This window comes from Cellulosimicrobium sp. G4 BAM 1002 (genome assembly GCF_057126935.1).
Genome location: NZ_CP182109.1, coordinates 3,565,387 through 3,584,179, shown reverse-complemented (window position 1 = coordinate 3,584,179; position 18,793 = coordinate 3,565,387). Strand labels below are relative to the sequence as shown.

Annotated in this window: 14 protein-coding genes; 4 read left to right on the top strand and 10 right to left on the bottom strand. The window is 74.8% G+C overall.

Features of this window, described 5'->3' with window-relative positions; genetic code table 11:
• Positions 1–124 precede the first annotated feature (124 nt).
• On the top strand, positions 125–1,078 hold the full coding sequence (locus ACMXGY_RS16030; protein ID WP_483773977.1) for a glycosyltransferase family 2 protein: 954 nt from the start codon (positions 125–127) through the stop codon (positions 1,076–1,078).
• Between the two features lie 12 nt (positions 1,079–1,090).
• Here ACMXGY_RS16030 and ACMXGY_RS16025 read toward each other — a convergent pair whose 3' ends face one another.
• Genes ACMXGY_RS16025 through ACMXGY_RS16015 form a run of 3 tightly spaced genes read right to left on the bottom strand, consistent with a single transcriptional unit; the run spans position 1,091 to position 6,014 of the window.
• On the bottom strand, positions 1,091–2,770 hold the full coding sequence (locus ACMXGY_RS16025; protein WP_483773976.1) for a methyltransferase domain-containing protein: 1,680 nt from the start codon (positions 2,768–2,770) through the stop codon (positions 1,091–1,093).
• Positions 2,767–3,717 (bottom strand): glycosyltransferase family 2 protein, encoded by a 951-nt coding sequence (locus tag ACMXGY_RS16020; RefSeq protein ID WP_483773975.1) that lies wholly within the window; start codon positions 3,715–3,717, stop codon positions 2,767–2,769. Before ACMXGY_RS16020 ends, ACMXGY_RS16025 begins: the two co-directional genes overlap by 4 nt.
• The gene (locus tag ACMXGY_RS16015) at positions 3,714–6,014 is read right to left on the bottom strand and encodes a BUD32 family EKC/KEOPS complex subunit (protein ID WP_483773974.1); all 2,301 of its coding nucleotides are present in this window, start codon (positions 6,012–6,014) and stop codon (positions 3,714–3,716) included. The genes ACMXGY_RS16020 and ACMXGY_RS16015 overlap by 4 nt, the downstream gene beginning before the upstream one ends.
• Before the next feature lie 180 nt (positions 6,015–6,194).
• Between ACMXGY_RS16015 and ACMXGY_RS16010 the strand changes: the two genes are divergently transcribed.
• Together ACMXGY_RS16010 and ACMXGY_RS16005 are read left to right on the top strand one after the other, a co-directional pair.
• The gene (locus ACMXGY_RS16010) at positions 6,195–7,001 is read left to right on the top strand and encodes a polysaccharide deacetylase family protein (RefSeq protein ID WP_483773973.1); all 807 of its coding nucleotides are present in this window, start codon (positions 6,195–6,197) and stop codon (positions 6,999–7,001) included.
• A 22-nt stretch (positions 7,002–7,023) separates the two neighbouring features.
• Positions 7,024–7,992: a glycosyltransferase family 2 protein gene (locus tag ACMXGY_RS16005; RefSeq protein WP_483773972.1), complete on the top strand. Its 969-nt coding sequence runs from the start codon at positions 7,024–7,026 to the stop codon at positions 7,990–7,992.
• A 67-nt stretch (positions 7,993–8,059) separates the two neighbouring features.
• On the opposite strand, the gene ACMXGY_RS16000 is transcribed toward ACMXGY_RS16005, so the two are convergent.
• The 7 genes from ACMXGY_RS16000 to ACMXGY_RS15970 are packed head-to-tail and all read right to left on the bottom strand — an operon-like array spanning position 8,060 to position 15,219.
• Positions 8,060–9,046 carry a glycosyltransferase family 2 protein gene (locus ACMXGY_RS16000; protein WP_483773971.1) on the bottom strand — a complete coding sequence of 329 codons (987 nt, stop codon included), beginning with the start codon at positions 9,044–9,046 and terminating at the stop codon, positions 8,060–8,062.
• The gene (locus tag ACMXGY_RS15995; protein WP_483773970.1) at positions 9,046–10,203 is read right to left on the bottom strand and encodes a GNAT family N-acetyltransferase; all 1,158 of its coding nucleotides are present in this window, start codon (positions 10,201–10,203) and stop codon (positions 9,046–9,048) included. The genes ACMXGY_RS16000 and ACMXGY_RS15995 overlap by 1 nt, the downstream gene beginning before the upstream one ends.
• On the bottom strand, positions 10,200–11,348 hold the full coding sequence (locus ACMXGY_RS15990; protein ID WP_483773969.1) for a glycosyltransferase family 4 protein: 1,149 nt from the start codon (positions 11,346–11,348) through the stop codon (positions 10,200–10,202). The genes ACMXGY_RS15995 and ACMXGY_RS15990 overlap by 4 nt, the downstream gene beginning before the upstream one ends.
• Positions 11,345–12,331 (bottom strand): glycosyltransferase family 2 protein, encoded by a 987-nt coding sequence (locus tag ACMXGY_RS15985; protein WP_483773968.1) that lies wholly within the window; start codon positions 12,329–12,331, stop codon positions 11,345–11,347. The genes ACMXGY_RS15990 and ACMXGY_RS15985 overlap by 4 nt, the downstream gene beginning before the upstream one ends.
• Positions 12,328–13,170, bottom strand: coding sequence for a glycosyltransferase family protein (locus ACMXGY_RS15980; protein ID WP_483773967.1), 843 nt, complete (start codon positions 13,168–13,170; stop codon positions 12,328–12,330). The genes ACMXGY_RS15985 and ACMXGY_RS15980 overlap by 4 nt, the downstream gene beginning before the upstream one ends.
• Complete coding sequence (locus ACMXGY_RS15975) at positions 13,170–14,000, bottom strand: ABC transporter permease (protein WP_483773966.1); 831 nt, start codon at positions 13,998–14,000, stop codon at positions 13,170–13,172. The genes ACMXGY_RS15980 and ACMXGY_RS15975 overlap by 1 nt, the downstream gene beginning before the upstream one ends.
• A 1-nt stretch (position 14,001) precedes the next feature.
• Positions 14,002–15,219 (bottom strand): ABC transporter ATP-binding protein, encoded by a 1,218-nt coding sequence (locus ACMXGY_RS15970; RefSeq protein ID WP_483773965.1) that lies wholly within the window; start codon positions 15,217–15,219, stop codon positions 14,002–14,004.
• Between the two features lie 176 nt (positions 15,220–15,395).
• Here ACMXGY_RS15970 and ACMXGY_RS15965 point away from each other — a divergent pair, with 176 nt between their 5' ends.
• The gene (locus ACMXGY_RS15965; RefSeq protein WP_483773964.1) at positions 15,396–18,788 is read left to right on the top strand and encodes a hypothetical protein; all 3,393 of its coding nucleotides are present in this window, start codon (positions 15,396–15,398) and stop codon (positions 18,786–18,788) included.
• The last annotated feature ends 5 nt before the right edge of the window (positions 18,789–18,793 follow it).

The window sequence follows — 18,793 nt, the reverse complement described above, 5'->3', positions numbered from 1 at the left end:
CCCCCAGCAGGCCACGGATCCCGCGGGAATCCGCCGATTTCACCCCATCCGTCCGCGGGCCGGGTGAGGGGGCCGCGCAGGACGGAGTCACGGCGGGGGCACGGCGACGACACGGAGGAGCGACGTGGGCGAGGCCCGGCAGACGGACGAGGACGGCACCGTCCTCCCGAGCGTGAGCGTCGTCGTCGCGACGAACCGCGGCGGTCCCTTCCTCGCGGAGGCTCTCGCCTCGGTCCTCGCCCAGTCGTACCCCGCCGCCGAGCTCGTCGTCGTCGACGACGGCTCTTCCGAGCCCGCGGACGTGCTCCGGATCGTCGAGGACGCGGCGCAGGGCGTCACGTCCCCTCGTCCCCGCGTGGTGCGGCGAGCACCCGCGGGCGTGTCCGCGGCGCGCAACGCCGGGGTCGCGGAGACGTCCGGCGAGCTGGTCGCGTTCCTCGACGACGACGACCGCTGGCACCCGGACCGGCTGCGGCGCCACGCCGAGGTCATGGCCGCACGGCCGGACGTCGTGGTGAGCTACAGCGGGATGCGCACGATCGACGCCGACGGCGCGGAGCTCGTCGCCGCGGACCAGCGTGCCGCGCACGACCAGCGCGCCGTGATCCGCGGGCCGGGCGTCATGCTCCCGAACCTCGTGGTCCGCCGTGACGTCTTCGACGCCGTCGGCGGCTTCGACCCGGAGTACCGGCAGGGTGAGGACATGGACCTCGTCCTGCGGGCCGCCGCGCGAGGACCGTTCGCGTTCGTCGACGACGTCCTCGTGGACTACCGCCACCACGCGACGAACACGACGCGCTCCCACCGGGACCTCGCGCGGAGCCTGCGCACGATCCTGCGCCGGCACCGGGACGACGCGCTGGCGGCGGGTCGCCGCGACCTCGTCGTCGCGTACGACGACCGGCTCGCCGCCAACGAGCGGTTCGCCTGGTGGAGCGCCGGTCGCGCCGCCCGGGACGCGCTGCGCGAGCACCAGCCTGCGACGGCGTTCGGCGAGGTGGCGTGGGCGGTCCGGTTCGCGCCCGGCGCGCCGGTCCGCCGGGCCTGGGACGTGGTGCGGCGCACGTCGCGCGCGTGAGACCGCCGGGACTCAGCCCGCGAGAGCGTCGACCGTGACGACCGCTGCGCGCATCGTGGACAACGTCCACGGCTTGTACCGCCGGCGCGGGAGGCTGTAGGAGACGACCCGGTCCAGGACGACAAGCGTGGCGACCTGGGCGAGCGTGAGCTCGCCGCGCCGGGAGGCCGCGATCGTCGCGAGCGGGCCGGCGAGCTCGTCGGCCGCGAGTCGGCGGACTGCCTCGGCGAGCCCCGAGCCCGTCCGTGCCAGGTCGACCTGGCACGTCGCGTACGCCGCGTCGAGCACGAGCGGGTTGTCGGGCTCGAAGCGGTTCCAGTCGACGAGGCGTGCGGAGCCCTCGGCGGTCACGAGGACGTTGTCCGGGTGGAGGTCGCCGTGGGTCGGGCCGACGGGGACGAGCAGGGCGCCGTACGTCCGCAGGACGCGGTCCCGCAGGCCCGCGGCGCCGATCTCGACGCAGTCCCGCTCGCCCCGAGCGGACTCGAGACGCCGCCAGGCCGCCGTCGACCGGACCGGGCGGTGCTCCTCCGGCACCGCCACGTCCTGCAGCGCCCCTGCCAGGACGCCCTCGGCCTCGTCGAGAGAGACGGGCCGGGCCCGGAGCAAGGGTGCCTCGACGACGCGGACGCCGTCGTACGACGACGTCGTGACCTCGTCGAGCACGGAGGGTTCGAACCCCGTCGTCGCCGCCTCGTGCGTCGCCGCGACCTCCCGGCCGAGGGCCTCCTGCTGGTCGGCGGACAGCGGGACCTTGACGAACCGCTCGCCGCGCACGGCGACCCGGGCGTCCGACAGCGCGGTGACGACCGGTCGGCGGGATCCCGCCACCCGTTCGGCCAACGTCGACACGTCCCGTGCGGCGTCGCGACGGCGCAGGGCGAGGACGACGGCGTCCGGCGCAAGGACGCCCGACGCACCCAGGGCCCGGAGCACGCGGCCCGCCGCCCGGCGTGCCCCCGTCCTGAGGTCGGTGGCGGCGAGCTCCTCGCGCAGCCGCGGAGCCGGGACGAGGCGGGCCCAGTCGTCGCGGCGGGGCAGCAGGGCGTGCCGTCCGACCGGGACGAGCCCGGCGCGTGCGAGGAGACACCGCACGGGCACGACGTCCGCGCCCGCGGCCGCGCGCCGTCGGACCGCGTCGACGGTGCGCCGTCCGCGGTGCCGGGCGTCGGCGACGACCGTCCCGCCGGGCGCCAGGACCCGCTCGACCTCGCCCAGGAAGCCCACGGCCCCGCGGACCCCGACGAGAGCGAGCACCTCGTCCACGTCGACCCAGACGAGGTCGACGGACGCGTCGGGGAACGGGAGGCGGGCCGGGAGGTCCAGGTGCACGGCGGACGCGCCGGTCACCGGGTGCGCGAGCTGCTGGAAGCGCAGCCGGTCGCCGACCCAGTCGGCCCGTGCGACGTCGAGGCCCAGGGAGCGCAGCGCGGGCGCCAGGGCGTGCCGCTCGCCGCCCAGGACGAGGCCGCGACCGCCGGCGCGCGGCACGAGGACGGCCGGGCCGCCGGAGGCTGGGTGGAGGAGCCTGCGCTGGAGGTCGACCGGCCAGGGCGACGAGGCGTCGGTCATCGCGTCGACGACCTGGTCGACGCTCGTCGCGGAGCGCACCGCGCGCCGCACGTGCTCCGGCACGTGGTGCCAGGGGCGGTCGGCGGCCGCCCGACGGACGACGCCGACGTCGTCCGTCACCCGCTCACCTCGCTACGCCGGGCCCGCGCCCGGTCGGTGAGGCGGCGTCGTGCCCTGACGCCCAGCTCCAGCAGGCCCGCGTAGCTGCGCGCCGCGGCGAACCGCAGCTTCGCGCCCCGCTCCTCGGGCCAGGGCGCCTGCCAGATGCGGACCCACACCGTGAACGTCTGCTTGGTGTTGTGCCAGCTGTCGCGCGCGAAGCCGGCGGTCTCCGGGGCCTCGGTGAGGTCGACGAGGCCGTGCGTGATCCGGACCGTCTTGTGGGTGAGGTCGCGCCAGGAGGGCCGCGACGGGTGGTCGACGACCGCGTCGGCCGCGAAGTCGAGCCGACCGCCGATCTCCTGCAGCCGGCGGCCCCACTCGAGGTCGCCTCCCGACTTCAGCGCGGCGTTGAAGTCGCCGACGCGCGCGAACGTCGTCCGCGGCACGACGAGGTTCGCGGTCGCCGCGAAGTGTGTCACCGTCACGAACCGCTCCTGGTCGAAGCCCTCGACCGTCTCGTAGAGCTCGGGGCCGGTCGTCGGGCGCGACCCGTTGCGGAAGAGGATGTTGATGTCACCGCCGACAGCGTCCGGCGGGTCGTCGGCCGTGAGCGCCGCGACGGCCCGCGAGAGCCAGTCCGGGCGCGGGATGCAGTCTCCGTCGGTGAACGCGAGCACCTCGCCCGTCGCGTGTCGGGCGGCCGTGTTCCGGGCGACGTACGACCCGCGCCGCGGCTCGAGGACGAGGGTGAACCGTCCGTCCCCGGCGGGGAGCGCGGGACGTAGGTCCTCGGTCGACGCGTTGTCCGCCACGATGACGTCGAACCGGTCGCCGGGATAGTCCTGGGCAGCAAGGGCTGCGAGGCACGTCCGCAGGCGCGCGACGTCGTTGTACACCGGCACGACCACGGTCACGGTGGGGTGCCGGGGGCCAGCGGAGGGGGCGGCGGGTTCGGGGACGGTCATCGTGCTCCTGTCTCACGCCCGGACGCGGCGCGACGTCGGGCCCACTCGGTGTACCGGGAGGTGGCGAGCCACCGGCCGTGCTGCGCGGTCGCGCGCGCCCGGCGTGCGACTCGTCGGGGCGGCGACCCGGGGAGGACGGTCAGCAGCCGCAGGCGGTACCGCGCCCGGGCCAGGTGCTGGGCGGCGACGTGTCCGTCGACGAGCACGTCGAGCGGCAGGCCGGTCGCGGCGAGCCACCGCGAGTCGTAGCCCATGTCGCCCACCGGGACGTCCCCGGTGAACTCGGGGCCGGGGCCGACGAGCCCCACGGCGCGCGCGAAGGGGGGCGGCTCGTCGTCGTACCGGTGGAGGAACTCGAAGTCGACGACCTTGAGCCCGTGCACAGGGTCGAGCACGAAGTTGCCGGGCTTCGCGTCCACGAGGTCGTAGCCGAGGCCGTGGAGCTCGCGCAGGACCTCGACCATCTCGCGCACGACGGCGAGGGGGAGGAGGCGCTCCCTCGACCCGGCCGTCGCCCCGCGGAGCGTGTCCTCGTAGTAGGGGCACGCGAACCAGTCGGACCCGGCGGCGACGAGCGGGGGGACCGCGGCGACGCGCCCCGCGAGCTCGCGGAGCGCGGTGAGCTCGCGGTCGAGGAACCGGGCGAACGGAGGGGCGAACGTCTTCCGCACGACGAGGCCGTCCGCACCGGCGACGACGTCCACGCGCGCGCGCCGGCCCACACTGAGCGTCCGGACGGTGCCAGGCGGTGCGACGTGCTGCGCGGCGCGCCGTTCGGCTTCGGCCCGCACGGCCCCGACGGCGTCGGGAGCGACGACGTCGAGGTACTCCCACGCCTCGGCCGTGCTGTCCGAGGAGTGCAGCGGGTTGAACCGTTCGTGCTCCGGCACGCGCTGCTCGACGAGCCGGCGGACCTCCGACTTCGCCTCGAACGTCTCGGCGTTCGTCAGGTGCGGGTAGCGCTCGCGCAGCCAGTCGTAGGGCTCCTCCGGGGCGTAGTGAAGCGCGACGACCACGCGCACGGGCTCGCCCCCGCTGAGCGGGAACGGGCCGCGGCCCCAGTTCCCGCCGCGCAGCTCGGTCGCCGCCCGCTCCCGGGCCGCGGGGTCGAGATCCGTCGCCAGGAGCACGTCGAAGCCGAAGCGGTCGAGCACCGCCTCGACCTGCTCTGCCGGGACCACGGCGAGAGTGGCCGCTCGCACGAGGAAGACGGCGAGCTCCGCCCCGCCGAGTCTGGCGTCGTGGTCGGACGCGAGCAGACCCCGTGCCCACGCGTTCCCGGCCGACAGCCGCCGCAGCGCGTCGGTCGGAGGCCGCCACCCGACGGAACCGAGGTACTCGTCCACGTCCTCGTACCAGGGGTCGAGCGCGACCCCCTGGGCCTGCGCGAGCCGCCGGAGCTCCGCGGGGTAGTCGTGCTCGGGGGCGGGCTCGGCCGGGCCCAGCCCGTGCGAGGGCAGGCCCGAGCGGCGGCCCTTGTGGTAGACCGCGTGGTAGGCGAGGGAGTGCAGGTGGTCCTGCGGCGACGGCACGAGGAACCCGCTCTCGTGCACGACGGCACGGTCGAGGACCTGCTCGGCGAGGGCCGGCGGGTAGTAGGCCGCGCCCTGGTAGTCCGACGCCGTGAGCCCGGACGCGCTGTAGAGGTCGACGGGCATCGTCCCCGGCTCCGACTCCAGGATCCCGCGCAGCGCGTCGACGTCGCCGTCCGCGACGAGGACGTCGAGGTCCTCCCCGGGCTCGATCACCGGGAGGGACTCGAACCACCGCAGGACGGCGTACCGCAGGCCCGCCTCCTTGAGCCGGGTCGCAAGGCCGGAGGCGCCCCACACGGGGGAGAAGTAGGTCCGCGGGGCCGGGCCGTGCGGCGGCGGCAGGCGGAACAGGTCGAAGGCCCGACCGCCCCGGACGAACCGGCCCAGCGGGGAGAGGCGACCACCCGCCCGACCGACGAGCACGGCCAGGCGTGCCTCCAGGGCCGGCGCCCCGGCACCGCGCTCGACCGCGATATAGCGCAGATGACCGAGGTCGCGCACCGTCCACAGCACCCGTGCGTGACTGGCGCGGAGGATCAGCAGGTCCGTCGAGCAGCGCGTCGCCACGTCGGGCGTCGGCACGGGGTGGAGCCGGTCGGCGAGGTCGCCGGCCGCACGGCGGGCCGCCGCCAGGTGCCCAGGATCGACGAGCCCGAGGTAGCGGTCGAGGCCGTCGGCGCGAAGGTCGGCGGCGACGGCGCCGTCGCGCGCGCCGAGATCGAGGACGCGCGTCCCCGGGGGCAGCGCAGGCGTCGGCTCCACAGCCAAACCCTAGGTCAGCGACGGGCCGTCGCCGCGGGTTCTCGGTGAATTCACCCGGGCCGGGCGGCCCCGCGGTCCTGCCGTCACGGCCCCGGCGCCGTCCGCGTCGATATGCTCGCCTCGGTGTCCGGCTGAGAGGGGTGGTGGCGTGAACGGTCGCCGCGACGCCGGGGGTGCGCCGTGAGCCGCGCCCGGTGGCCCGTGCTCGTCCGCCGGGGAGCCCTCGACCGTGACCCGCGGCCCTCGGGGGGGACGTTCCGGTCCCAGGCCGTACCGCCCTTCCCCGTGCCGCCCGTGCTCGCGCGCGAGTTCGGCGTGTTCTGCGTCGACACCACCGAGCGGGTCGTCGCCCTGACGTACGACGACGGCCCGCACCCCGAGCACACCCCCCGCCTTCTCGACGTCCTGGCCCGGACCGGCGCGACCGCCACCTTCTTCGTGCTCGCGCAGCACGTCGACCGCTACCCGGACGTGACGCGGCGGGTCGTCGCGGAGGGGCACGAGGTCGCGCTGCACGGCGAGGACCACCGGTCTCTCCTGGCGCTCGGCGACGAGGAGGCGGTCCGCCGGGTCGGCGACGCCAAGCGACGCGTCGAGGACGTGATCGGCGTGCCGCTGCTCCTCTACCGCCCGCCGTACGGGCGGCACACCGTGGCGCAGGCACGGGGGATCCGCGGGCTCGGGCTCGAGCTGGTCATCTGGTCGGGGGACGCGCACGACTGGCTGCACGACGACGAGGAACGCATCGCGGGGCGTGCCCTCCACGACGTGTTCCCCGGCGGGATCGTGCTGCTCCACGACGACCGGGCCGACCCCGAGACGCTGGAGCCGGGGCAGGAGCTGCCGCACTTCGACCGTGCGCGGGTGCTCGTCACGCTGCTCGACGGGCTGGTGGCGCAGGGTTACAGCACGTCGACGGTCGGCGGCCTCCTCCGCGAGCACCGTCCGGTGCGAAGCAGGTCCCGTTCCGAGCGGCCGGCGTCGTGACGGCCACGCCGGGGGGTGGGTGATGGTCGGGTCGGGTGTGCCGGAGCTGAGCGTGGTGATCGCGGCGTTCGACGCGCGGGAGACGCTGGGCGAGCAGCTGGACGCGCTCGCCGGGCAGGACGTGGGGTTCGCGTTCGAGGTCCTGGTGTGCGACAACGGCTCGCGCGACGGCACGCCCGCGCTGGTGCGCCTCCGTCAGGAGCACGAGCCGTGGCTGCGGCTGGTGGACGCCTCGGCGCGACGAGGGCCGTCCGCGGCGCGCAACATCGGTGCCGGGCACGCGCGGGGCAGGTTCCTCGCGTTCTGCGACGCGGACGACGTGGTGGGCCAGGGCTGGCTGGCCGGGATGCACGCCGCCCTCCAGCACGACGAGTTCGTCACCGGCAGCTGGGAGGGCGACCGCCTCAACAGCGGCAACCGGGCCTCCGTCTCCTGGACGACCGACCCGATCGTCACCAAGCCCTTCTTCCCCTGGTTGCCCGGCACCGGTGCGGGCACCATGGGGATCCGACGCGCCGTCTTCGAGGAGGCCGGCGGCTTCGACGAGTCGCTCGTGACCGGTGAGGACGTCGACCTGTCGTGGCGGGTCCAGCTCGCCGGGCACCGCCTGGTGCACCACCCCGAGATCGTGCTCCACGTGCGCAAGCGCGACGGGTTGCGCGCGATCTTCCGCCAGGCCTACGCCTACGGCGCGGGCGACCGGCTGCTGCGCCACCGCTACGCCGACGTCGCCGCCGCCTTCACCGCCGGTGCCGCGTCGCCGGTCTCGGGCGCCACGGCCCCGGGACCGCCCGCCGGCGCCGGTGGCGCCGGAGGACTCGTCGCCGTCCGCCGCGTGGCGCGCACGGTCCGGAACAAGCTGTCGCGCGGCCGGGCCGGTCTCGCCGAGACGGTCTGGCGTGTGGGCGAGAGGGCCGGGTATCGGTGGGGCCGTGTCGACCCCGCCGCACCGCGGGTCCCGGTGCCCGCCGTGCTCCCGCCACCGGTCTGAGCGGCGCCAGCGCACCGGCGTGAGCGGTTCCCGTCGGACCGGGCCGAGCGCGGCGCCTCGGCCCGGGCTACGACGGGTCGGGCAGGACCGGAGGGACGGGGACGCGCGCGACGGTCGTGTTGGTCCGCCCGAACCGGAAGCCCAGGTCGTGCCCGACGCGCTGCACCCGGTCGGCGAGGTCCCTCCGGCTCCGGACCTGCGCGACCTTGCCGAGCACGCGCCGCGCCGCGCCGATCGCCCGCGCGGCAGTCCCGGCCGTGGCCTCCGCACCGGCGGCAGGCCGCTGCTCCGGCACGGGTGCCGCCGTCCTCGAGTGCGGGCCCTGCCGACGCCGGTAGGCGGCGGCGACGTCGGCGTAGCGGTGGCGCAGCAGCCGGTCGCCCGCGCCGTAGGCGTAGGCCTGGCGGAAGATCGCGCGCAACCCGTCGCGCTTGCGCACGTGGAGCACGATCTCGGGGTGGTGCACCAGGCGGTGCCCGGCGAGCTGGACCCGCCACGACAGGTCCGTGTCCTCGTTCGTGGCCAGCCGCTCGTCGAAGCCCCCCGCCTCCTCGAAGAGGTCGCGGCGGATGCCCATCGTCCCCGCGCCCGTGGCCGGGAGCCACGGGAGGAAGTCCAGGCGATAGACGCTCTCCACCATCCACGACACCGCCGTGCCGTTGCCGCTGTTGAGGCGGTCGCCCTCCCAGCTGCCGGTGACGAACTCGTCGTGCTGGAGGGCGGCGTGCATCCCGGCCAGCCAGCCCTGGCCCACCACGTCGTCCGCGTCGCAGAACGCGAGGAACCTGCCCCGCGCGTGCCCGGCACCGATGTTGCGCGCCGCGGACGGCCCTCGTCGCGCCGAGGCGTCCACCAGCCGCAGCCACGGCTCGTGCTCCTGACGGAGGCGCACCAGCGCGGGCGTGCCGTCGCGCGAGCCGTTGTCGCACACCAGGACCTCGAACGCGAACCCCACGTCCTGCCCGGCGAGCGCGTCCAGCTGCTCGCCCAGCGTCTCCCGCGCGTCGAACGCCGCGATCACCACGCTCAGCTCCGGCACCGGACCCGCGACCATCACCCACCTCCCGGCGGCGAACCCTCGGAGGTGTGCGCCGCGTGACGCGGACGCCGCAGGCGTCGCAGGGCGGACGAGACCCGGGGCGCCGTACCGACGCAGGTGCGCGCGACGGGTCCGCGGACGGCGACCATGAGCCCGACGAGGTCACGGCGTCCGGGGTACAGGGTCGACGGGACGGTGAACTTGGGGTGGATGCACGGGTCGAAGAGGGAGACGTCGCCGCGCGCGGCGACGTGCTCCTGCGTCATGACCCGGCCGATCACGCCCGGCCCCAGGTCCGCGTAGGCCTCGTCGTAGGTGTCGAGGTAGCCGAAGAGACCGGCGCCGGAACGGAGCACCGCGCTCGCGTAGACCGTGGTGCCGCCTCCCACGAGCTCGAAGACGTGCAGCCGCCCGCGTCGCCGCATCTCGTCGGTCGCCTCCTGGAACCAGGCGAGCTGGTGCGGCTTGTTGCGCTGCGCCGCGCCCTTGCGCGACCGGTCGCCCTTCCACCCGGACGCCTCGAGGTCCAGCAGACGTTCGGTCGCGGCCGGGTCGCCGCCGTTGTCGACGATCGTGAGCTCGCCGCCGAGGCGCTCCGCCAGGGCGGCCGCGTCCTGCCGGACGTGCCGGCGTCGCCGCTTGCTCAGGTGCGCGACGGGGTCCTCGCCGGGGACCCGGAGGCATGCGCGCTCCAGCCGGTAGCGCTCGAGGACCGGGAGCCGGCGGTCCGCGGCGACGTCGAGGAGAGTGGCCAGGAGCGGGCCGTCAGGGAACAGCGTCAGCTCGAGCAGCCCGGGCAGGCCGCTGCGGCGACGACCCGCGGCGTCGAGGACGGCCTCGATGGTCCCACGGGCGTCGTCGCGGTCCACGAGCGGAGCGCAGACGGAGGCGTTCCGGGCGAGGTACGGGGTCGCGGTCGTCGCGTACGACACCGGGAGCCGGTGGAACCCGCGCTCCACGCCGAGGGGGAGGACCATGCGAACCCGGTCGGCGTCCTCGGCGAGGAGGACGCGTAGGTCGTCCGCCGCCGGGAACCAGCGCGTCGCGGGCAGGAGCCAGCCCGGGTCGAGGAACGCGTTGGGCTCGGCCGCGCGCGAGGCGAGGTCGGACCAGCCCTCGACGTCGGCGGGCGAGAGCTCGTCGAGGGCGACGACCCGCACGGTGACCGTCATCGGTACGCCTCCAGGACCTCGTCGAGACGCGTCGCGGACGCCGCCCAGGTACGTGTGCGCGCGGCGGCTCGCGCCCTCGTCTGGGCCTGCCCGAGGGTCTGCGCGTCGCGCAGACCGTCCAGGGCATCGGCGAGGCGGTCGACGTCGCCCGGCGGGACCAGCAGCCCGCCGTCGCCGACGGCCTCCGGCAGCCCGCCGACGTCGGACGCGACGACGGCGGCGCCGGCCGCCATGCCCTCCAGCGCGGTGAGCCCGAACGGCTCGGGCCAGGTCGAGGGGACCACGACGACCGAGGCGGTCGCGAGGACGGCCGGTAATGCGTCGCGCGCGAGGAACGACGCGAACCGGACCGGGGAGCGCAGGCCGTCGGCGGTGCGCCGGAGCTCCTGCTCGTAGGGCGTCAGGGGGTCCCGGGCGTCGAAGCCCGGTCGTCCGACGACCGTCACGCGGACGTCGGCGCGGCCCAGAGCCCCGACCGCCTCCAGGAGCACGTGCACGCCCTTGTCGGGGATGACCCGGCCGACGTACACGACGTGCAGGCCCTCGTCGGCGGGGTCCGCGCGCTCGACGTCGAGGAGCGCCGGGTCCACCCCGTTGCGGACGGTGCGGACCCGGTCGGCGAGCTCCCGGGGGAGCCGCGCCCGGACCTGCTCCGCGAGGAAGTCGCTCACGCACACCAGCACCGGGGCGTTCGCAAGAGTCCGGCCCGCGTCGCGGGCTGTGTAGGTCCGCAGCACCTGGTTGTGCGCATACAGCACGGGGACGTGCCGCGCCCCGACGAGCGGCACGATGGCAGGGGCGTTGTGGGCGAGCACGAACGACGGCGTCCACTCGTCCTGGCCACCGACGACGGCGGCGAACGCGCGGCGTGCCGCCACCCGGGGGGCGCCGACGCGCGCGAGCGCGGAGTCGAGGTACCGGTCGCTCCGTCGGGAGCGCCGTGGTGCGTACTCGACGACGTCCGCGCTCGTGTAGCGGTCCGGGTACGTGCCGCGCGCGACGAGGACGGTCGGCCTCGCGCTGCCCTCGGGCCGGTGCCGGGCGAGCCCGTCGACCACCGTCGGGACGGCGCTGCCGGTCCGCGGGGAGAAGTGGTCGCCCGGCGTGATCGCGTGGACGAGCGGGCGGGCCGGCCCCCGGTTCATGGGGTCGCGAGCCCGTCCGCGCGGTCCTGCCGCGTCGCGCGCACGGCGGAGGGGACGCCGGCCGCGAGGCCGGCCAGCTCGGCCACCGCCCGCGTGAGGACCACCGGAGCCGTGACCCGCTTGCGCAGGGGGCGGCGCGTCCCGTCCGACTTGGTCGGCCCGAGGCGCCGTGCGGTCGTACGCAGGTAGTCGCGCTGGTCGCGGACGGTCGTCAGGGCGTACCGGCGCACGATCGGGTCCCGCCACCCGAAGTTCCGCACGAGCATGACGAGGTGGTTGCGGCGGGCGTAGTACAGGTAGCGCCGGTCGAAGCGCTTGCCGCCGATCCCGTACGGCGCGGCCATGTGCCGCACGACGGCCCGCGGCGTGTAGAGCAGGCGGCCGCCGGTCGCACGCAGCCGCAGCGAGATGTCGGACTCCTCGCACAGGCACGTGCCCGGGTAGTTGCCGCGGATGCCGCCGATGGCCGCCAGGGCGCTGCGGCGGAACGACATGTTCGCCCCGAGCAGGTGGTCGACCTCGACGACGCGGCCGGGGTCTGCGGCGAAGCTCCCGGTGAGGCGGCCGTCGGGGAGCAGCCGGCCGATGCGGTCGAGGCCTTCGTGCTCCTCGCCGGGGATGCCGTTGTCCGCGCGCCCTCCGACGGCGACGACGTCGGGGTCTGCGTAGGGAGCGACGAGCTCGTCGAGCCAGTCCGGCGCCGCGTAGGCGTCGTCGTCGACGAACGCCACGACGTCGCCGCGCGTGACGGCGAAGCCCATCTGCCGCGACTCCGGCGTCGTGCCGCGCCCGAGCGTGCTGTGCAGGAGCCGCACGTCGGGGAACCGCTCGCGGACGAGGCGCCGCGTCGTGTCCGCGGGGGTCGAGTCGACGACGACCACCTCGAGCGGCGGCGTGTCGAGCCGCTCCAGGTGCTCCAGGCACTCGCGCACGCTCTCGGGGCGGCCGTACGTCACGACGACGACGCTCACGGTCGGGCTCACGGCGCGCCTCCCGGCGGCTCGGGGACGGTCACGAGGCGGAACCAGTCCTCGCGGCGGAGAGGCGACGTCAGCACGGTGCGCCGCGGGTGCCGCGACCGCGCGACCCACGACTCGTAGACGCTCGGGCGCGAGTAGTGGGCCGTGTGCCCCGACCACCCGAACTTCTGCCGCATGGCCTCGGGACGACGGACCCAGGAGAAGTGGAGCACGGCCTGGTCGGGGCGCACGACCTCGTGGACGACGGTGTCGTGCGGGTGGCTCGGGTCCGTGTTCCACGGCGCCAGGTCGACGCGGTAGAGGGGCACGTCGGCCTGGCGGGCGTGCGCGAGGGTCGTGCCGGCGCGCACCGCCAGCGGCCCGGGGTACGACGCGGCGGGCCGGCCGAGGCGCGTGCTCGACTCCAGGTAGCGCCCCGGCCCGACGCGCGAGTAGAGCCAGCGTGCGGGGTAGTGGAGCCCGCCCGCCCCCGCCCGCTCGGCGGCGTCCAGGGACGCGCGGAACGCGGCCGGGTCCAGCATGACCTCGTCCGTGTCGAGCTGGAGCACCCAGTTGGCACCCTCCGACGCCGCGTCGAGGGCCGACTGGCGCTGGTACGTGTCGTTGTCGAGCGGGTGCTCGTCGAGCCGGGCGAAGCTCCCGGGGGCGTGCACGCACTTCCCGTCCGTGTCGATCTCCTCGACGATCGCGAGGCACTCGTCGACCGGCAGCGGCGTGCCCGTCCACGACGTGCTCGTCTCGTCGTAGGACAGCACGACCCGGTCGACGAGGGGGTAGTACGCGAGCAGGCTCGCGCGCAGGAAGCTGGGGTCGGCGAGGAGGACGTACGCGGAGACGCGCATCAGATGAAGTCCGCGAACTCGCGCTCGTTCTTCTGGAACACGAGCGTCCCGGTGAGGAAGATCAGCGGGGCGGCGACCACGAGGGCCACGACCTGCCACGTCGGGGGGAAGTCGGTGCCGAGCAGGGACCAGCGGAAACCCTCGAGGAACCACGTCACCGGGTTGATGTCGAAGAGCCAGCGCAGGTTCTCCGGGACGGAGGAGAGCGCGTAGGCGACAGGGCTCGCGTAGAGGAGGATCTGGACCATCCAGGGGAGCACGTAGCCGACGTCGCGGTACTTGACCATGTAGGCGGCCGCCGCGAGACCTACGCCGGTCCCGATCAGCAGGATGAGCAGCACCCAGACGGGCAGGAGCAGGACTGCCCAACCGGGGTTGATGCCGTAGACGAAGAGCAGCACGACGGCGAGCACGAGCGCGACGAGGAAGTCGAGCACGACCGACGCGAGGCTGGAGATCGGGACCAGGAGCCGCGGGAAGAACACCTTCTGCACGAGGGACTGGTTGCCGACCATCGAGCCCGAGGCGCGACCGAGGGAGCCGTTGAACAGGTTCCACGCGAGCATGCCCGCGAGGGTGAAGAGGAAGGTCGGGACGTTTCCCGTGGACAGCCCGGCGATCTCTCCGAAGACGACGGTGAAGATCCCCGCGCTCACGAGCGGCTGGGCGATGACCCAGGTGACTCCGAAGATCGTCTGGCGGTACCGCACGATGATGTCCCGCAGCGCGAGGCGGACCGCGACCTCACGGGCTGCCCACAGCTCGCGCCACGACGGCAGGTTGAGCCGTCCGGGAGGCGTGATGACGGTGCGCTGGACGGTGTCCTCCACGTCAGACCCCCTCGTAGTCGAAGTTCACGAAGACCATGCCCTTCTCGGTGCTCGACGACTCCGTGAACTCCGGGTACGGGAGGTCGGGCAGCACCTCGAAGCGCCACGCCCCCTCCCAGGCGTCGAGCACGCCCGCCTGGCACGCGTACACGTCGACCGTGTACTGGCCGGGCTTGAGCCACAGGTCCCGGATCACGAGCCTCCCGCGCTGCGCCTCCTCGGGGTCGAACCACTTGCCGACGAGCCGCGAGTCGCACTGCGCGATGACGGTGCCCTGGTCGTTGTTGATGTGCATCGAGACGAAGTAGGTCCCGATGAGCTTCTTGCTGGCCGGGGCCTCGAAGTCGACCACGATGTCCTGCGAGGACTTGACGAACTCGTCCTCCATGCGGACGGAGGACAGCCGCACCTTGCCGTTGCCGGGGCGCTTCTTCGGGTCGGACTGCGCGGCGGCGAAGCTCTCGAAGCTGTCCCGGTAGGCCTGCAGCGTTCCCTCGACGGTGCCCGAGTACGTGAGCGTCCCGCGGTCGAGCAGGATCGCGGACGAGCACAGCGCCTGGACGGTCTGGAGCTGGTGGCTCACGTACAGCACCGTGCGCCCGCCCTGCGCGGCCTCGCGCATCTTCTGGATCGAGCGGCGCTGGAACTCGGCGTCGCCCACGGCGAGCACCTCGTCGATCGCGAGGATCTCGGTGTCGAGGTGGGCCGCGACGGAGAACGCGAGGCGCACGTACATGCCCGACGAGTACCGCTTGACCGGGGTCGCGAGGAACTTCTCGATGCCGGAGAACGCGACGATCTCGTCGTAGCGCTTGGTGATCTCCTTGCGCGTCATCCCGAGGATCGCGCCGTTGAGGTAGATGTTCTCCTTGCCCGTGAGCTCGGGGTGGAAGCCCGTCCCGACCTCCAGGAGCGACCCGACCCGGCCGTTGAGTTCGATGCGCCCTCGCGTGGGGGCGGTGACGCGCGTGAGGATCTTCAGCAGCGTGGACTTCCCCGCGCCGTTGCGTCCCACGATGCCGAGCGCCTCGCCGCGGGGGACCTCGAACGACACGTCGTCGAGGGCCTCGAACAGCGTGTACTTCTGCTTGCCCGTCGACCGGATCCACTGGATCGCCGCCGCAGCCGCGGTCGCCGGACGCTCGCCGAAGGCGCCGAGCCGGTAGGTCTTGCCCAGCCCCGCGACGCTGATCGCCGGTTCCGTCGTGGTCGCCTGCACAGATGAAAGATAGTCGCCAGGATCGCGCCGTCGGCCGGGTCCATCGGGTGAATCACGAGCAGGACCGGCCGAGGGCGGGTGAAAGTCCGCCCGGAAGCTCGGATCGAGGGCGCCGCGGTCCTACGATCGGCCCAGCGGCACCCGGTGCCGGGGCCTGCACGACGGCAGGGGCGTGGATGACTTCGCACGAGGACGGCGCGCAGCCCGACGGTCGCGCGGACATCACCGCGGTGAGCGGTGTCGTCGCCGCGGTCGTGAGCGTCCTCGCCGCCGTCGCGATCGGCGGCGGCGCGACCGGGGGCGCCGTTCCCGACCCGGCGACCGCGTCGGGCGGGTTCACCCCCTCTGCGGTCCCGGGGTCCGCGCCCGTCACCCAGGTCGGCGCCCTGCCGCTGTGCGGGTTCCCGCGGCTCGAGCAGGTCACCGACGACGGCGTCGACACCGAGGAGCTCGACGGCGTCCGGACCGTCGTCGACGACGTGGTCACGCTCGACGACGGCGAGCTCGTGACCTTCCGTGTGCTCGACGGGTCCGCGTACGTGCTCGAGTGGGACCGCGAGGCGACGTACACCGCCACGCGGTACGACCTCGCGAGCGGCGACGCCGTGGCGACGACCCCGGTCGAGCTCGACTGGGACGGCGCGAGCGAGACGTTCACGACCGACGCGTTCGAGGTCGACGCCGACGGCAGCGTCTACGTCCTCGACACCCTCATGCACCGGCGCGACCTGCTCAAGGTCGCGCCCGACGGGTCCACGACCTGGACGGCGAAGATCCCCGAGGGCGAGCACACCACCGGCGACCTCCTCGACCTGTACGGCACGGTGCGCTGGACCGTGGACGGGCGGACCGTCGTCGGCGTCCAGGAGGCGGGCGAGGTGCTGCACGAGGTGTCCGCCGACGGCGACGTCCTCGGCGCCGAGCCGCTGGAGGGCTCGGTCCTCGCCCAGCTGCCCGACGGCACCGCGCTCGTCCAGACCGACGTGCGCGAGGGCGACCGTCGGTCGCTCGACGTCCGTGCCGTCGGACCGGACGGCGACGACCCGGCGCTCCACCTCGGGGCCGCGTGGGACCGCGGGCGACCGTTCGGGGTACCTCGCGTGCCGTGGCTCGACGACACGACGGGCATGACGACGGGTCCGTCCACGGGCGAGAGCGGCGACGGCCTCGTCGTCGCGGACGAGAACCTGGGGTTCCGCTGGTGGGGGAGCGACGGGGTGTTCCGGGGCGTGTGGCCCGACACGCACAAGGACCTCGAGCAGCCGTTCGCGCTGTGGGAGAGCACGCCGGTGCTGCGCGACGGCACCGGTGGCGACTCGCCCTACTACGTCCTGGTGCACGGCGAGGACGGAGGGTTCGCGCTCACCGAGATCACCGCGGACCGCATGGCCTACCAGCTCGGCGCGCCGGTGAAGTACAACGCGGCGAACGAGGAGCTCTTCGGCGGCCTCGGGCTCGGCGCCGGGCTGCTCGTCGACCGGCCTCTCGGCGTCTTCCCCGACGGTGTCGAGCCCCGCGTGGTCGCGGCGTTCGACGACGCCTGGGGCGCGCACGCGGGCACCTACCGGCTGCGGTACCAGGTGCGCGGCGACCCACGCGTGTGGGACCCGGTCGTCGGCGAGGAGACCGTCGTCGACCTGCCCGTGGACGGCAGCGACGTGCTGCTCGACCTTCCCCCGACGCGCCCCGGGGTGTACGAGGTCGACGCCGCGCTCGTGGACGCCGCGACGGGCGAGGCGGTCTCGGGCACGTGCCTGCGGTACACCGTCGCCGCGGCGGGCAGCGCGCTCGATCCCGCGGCGCTCGCGGACGGCGCCGACTGGGGCGGCGCCGGTCCGCTGCGCGGCGTGCAGCTCGCGGACCAGCTCGGCGTGGGCAGCCACCGCACCCAGCTCGACTTCGGCGCGATCGTGCCCGACCCCGGTGCCGAGCCGGACGCCGCCGACCTCGTGTGGGACTCCCTGCCGAACGCGGCGTTCGAGCCCGACGAGCAGGAGGGCGAGGAGCCGGCCGACGTCGACCCGTTCGCCGAGCTAGCCGCCGCGGCCGAGCTCGCGGAGGAGACGGGCGTGATCCTCACGCTGCAGCTCGGGTCGGGCGGGGAGGCCGAGCAGGCCGCGGTCGCGGCGGGCACGTGGGAGGGCTGGGCGCGCGAGATCGTGGCCGCCGTGCACGAGCGGGCCCCGCAGATCCGGTACTGGCAGCCGTGGAACGAGCCGAACAACACGGGCTACGAGGACGCGGCGGCGTACGAGGACGAGGTCGGCGCGCCGTTCGCGGCGGGCGCGCGCGACGCCTCCGGCGACGTCGTGGTCGTCGGGGGGAACACGCTCGGCGTCGAACCGGCGTGGTGGGCCGACCTCGTCGCCGCGGGCGGGTGCGACTCGCTCGACGTCGTCGGGATCCACCCGTACACCGGGTTCAACCGGTCGTGGGAGGAGGAGGGTTTCTCCGAGGACGGGGCAGAGCTGGACGAGCTGCGCGAGGCGGTCGGCCCGTGCGGGGACGTCTCCGTGTGGGACACCGAGACGGGCTGGTGGTCCGACGGCGTCGCGAACTTCTGGGCGGGCGGTGCCGACGTGGCGCGCAAGCTGCTCTGGTACGGGCTCGAGGACGTCGACGAGTGGACGTACTTCTTCTCGGAGGGCGGGTTCGGCGAGGCCGGGAACTCGTGGTCGCTGCTGCAGTACGGGCAGTACCTCAAGCCCGCGGGCGCGGCGTTCGCGGCGAGCGCGCCGTTCCTCGACGGCTTCGGGCCGCTGGAGGCGGTCGAGACCGGGACGCCCGGCGTCCACGCCGTGCGTGCACCCGGGTCCGGGGAGTCCGAGGGCGCCGAGCTCCTCGCGCTGTGGAGCGAGGACCTGTCGACGACCGTGCGTCTCGCCGCACCCGGCGGCGGGGTCACCGTGACCGCGCGCGACCCCTACGGCGCCGAGCGCGGGCTCGAGGTCCCCGCCGGGGGTGTCGAGGTCCCGGTGAACGGTGCGCCCGTCCTGCTCCTCGCGCCCGTCGGCACCGCGCTCGTGGTCACGCCCGTCGAGGCGTTCGGCGACGACGTGCTCGAGGGCCGGCCCGCGACCGCGACCTCGACGCACGACGACGCGAGCGACGCCGACGTCGTCACCACCGGCACCTTCGCGATCCGCGACCCGTGGCGTTCGGGGCGGCTCGCCGACGGGTCCGTCGACGAGGCGCCCGCGGTCGAGGTCACGACCGACGGCCCGCGCACGATCGACCGCGTCGCCGTCGCGACGGCGGGCATCCGGTGCTGCACGTCGGGCCTGCGCGACTACACCGTCTCCGTCCGGACGCCCGACGGCGCGTGGCGCGACGTCGCGCAGCAGACCGACCAGTTCCTCGACCGCGTCGCGCTCTTCTCGTTCGACCCCGTCGAGGTCACCGCCGTGCGCGTCTCGCTCCCCATGACGACCGAGCGCGACGTGCCGGTGCTCGCGGCCAACTACACGGGGATCGTCGGCGGCCTGCACCCGGACTTCGTCCCGCTGGCGACGGAGAGCGACTGGATCGCGACGATCAGCGCGGTCCGGGCGTGGGAGCCGGGCGGGTGACCCGC

Bases quoted from the DNA above. Each gene is read 5' to 3' on its own strand.
- ACMXGY_RS16020 (WP_483773975.1), bottom strand. From the start codon at position 3,717: ATGACCGTCCCCGAACCCGCCGCCCCCTCCGCTGGCCCCCGGCACCCC.
- ACMXGY_RS16005 (WP_483773972.1), top strand. From the start codon at position 7,024: ATGGTCGGGTCGGGTGTGCCGGAGCTGAGCGTGGTGATCGCGGCGTTC.
- ACMXGY_RS16000 (WP_483773971.1), bottom strand. From the start codon at position 9,046: ATGGTCGCGGGTCCGGTGCCGGAGCTGAGCGTGGTGATCGCGGCGTTC.
- ACMXGY_RS15995 (WP_483773970.1), bottom strand. From the start codon at position 10,203: ATGACGGTCACCGTGCGGGTCGTCGCCCTCGACGAGCTCTCGCCCGCC.
- ACMXGY_RS15990 (WP_483773969.1), bottom strand. From the start codon at position 11,348: ATGAACCGGGGGCCGGCCCGCCCGCTCGTCCACGCGATCACGCCGGGC.
- ACMXGY_RS15980 (WP_483773967.1), bottom strand. From the start codon at position 13,170: ATGCGCGTCTCCGCGTACGTCCTCCTCGCCGACCCCAGCTTCCTGCGC.
- ACMXGY_RS15965 (WP_483773964.1), top strand. From the start codon at position 15,396: ATGACTTCGCACGAGGACGGCGCGCAGCCCGACGGTCGCGCGGACATC.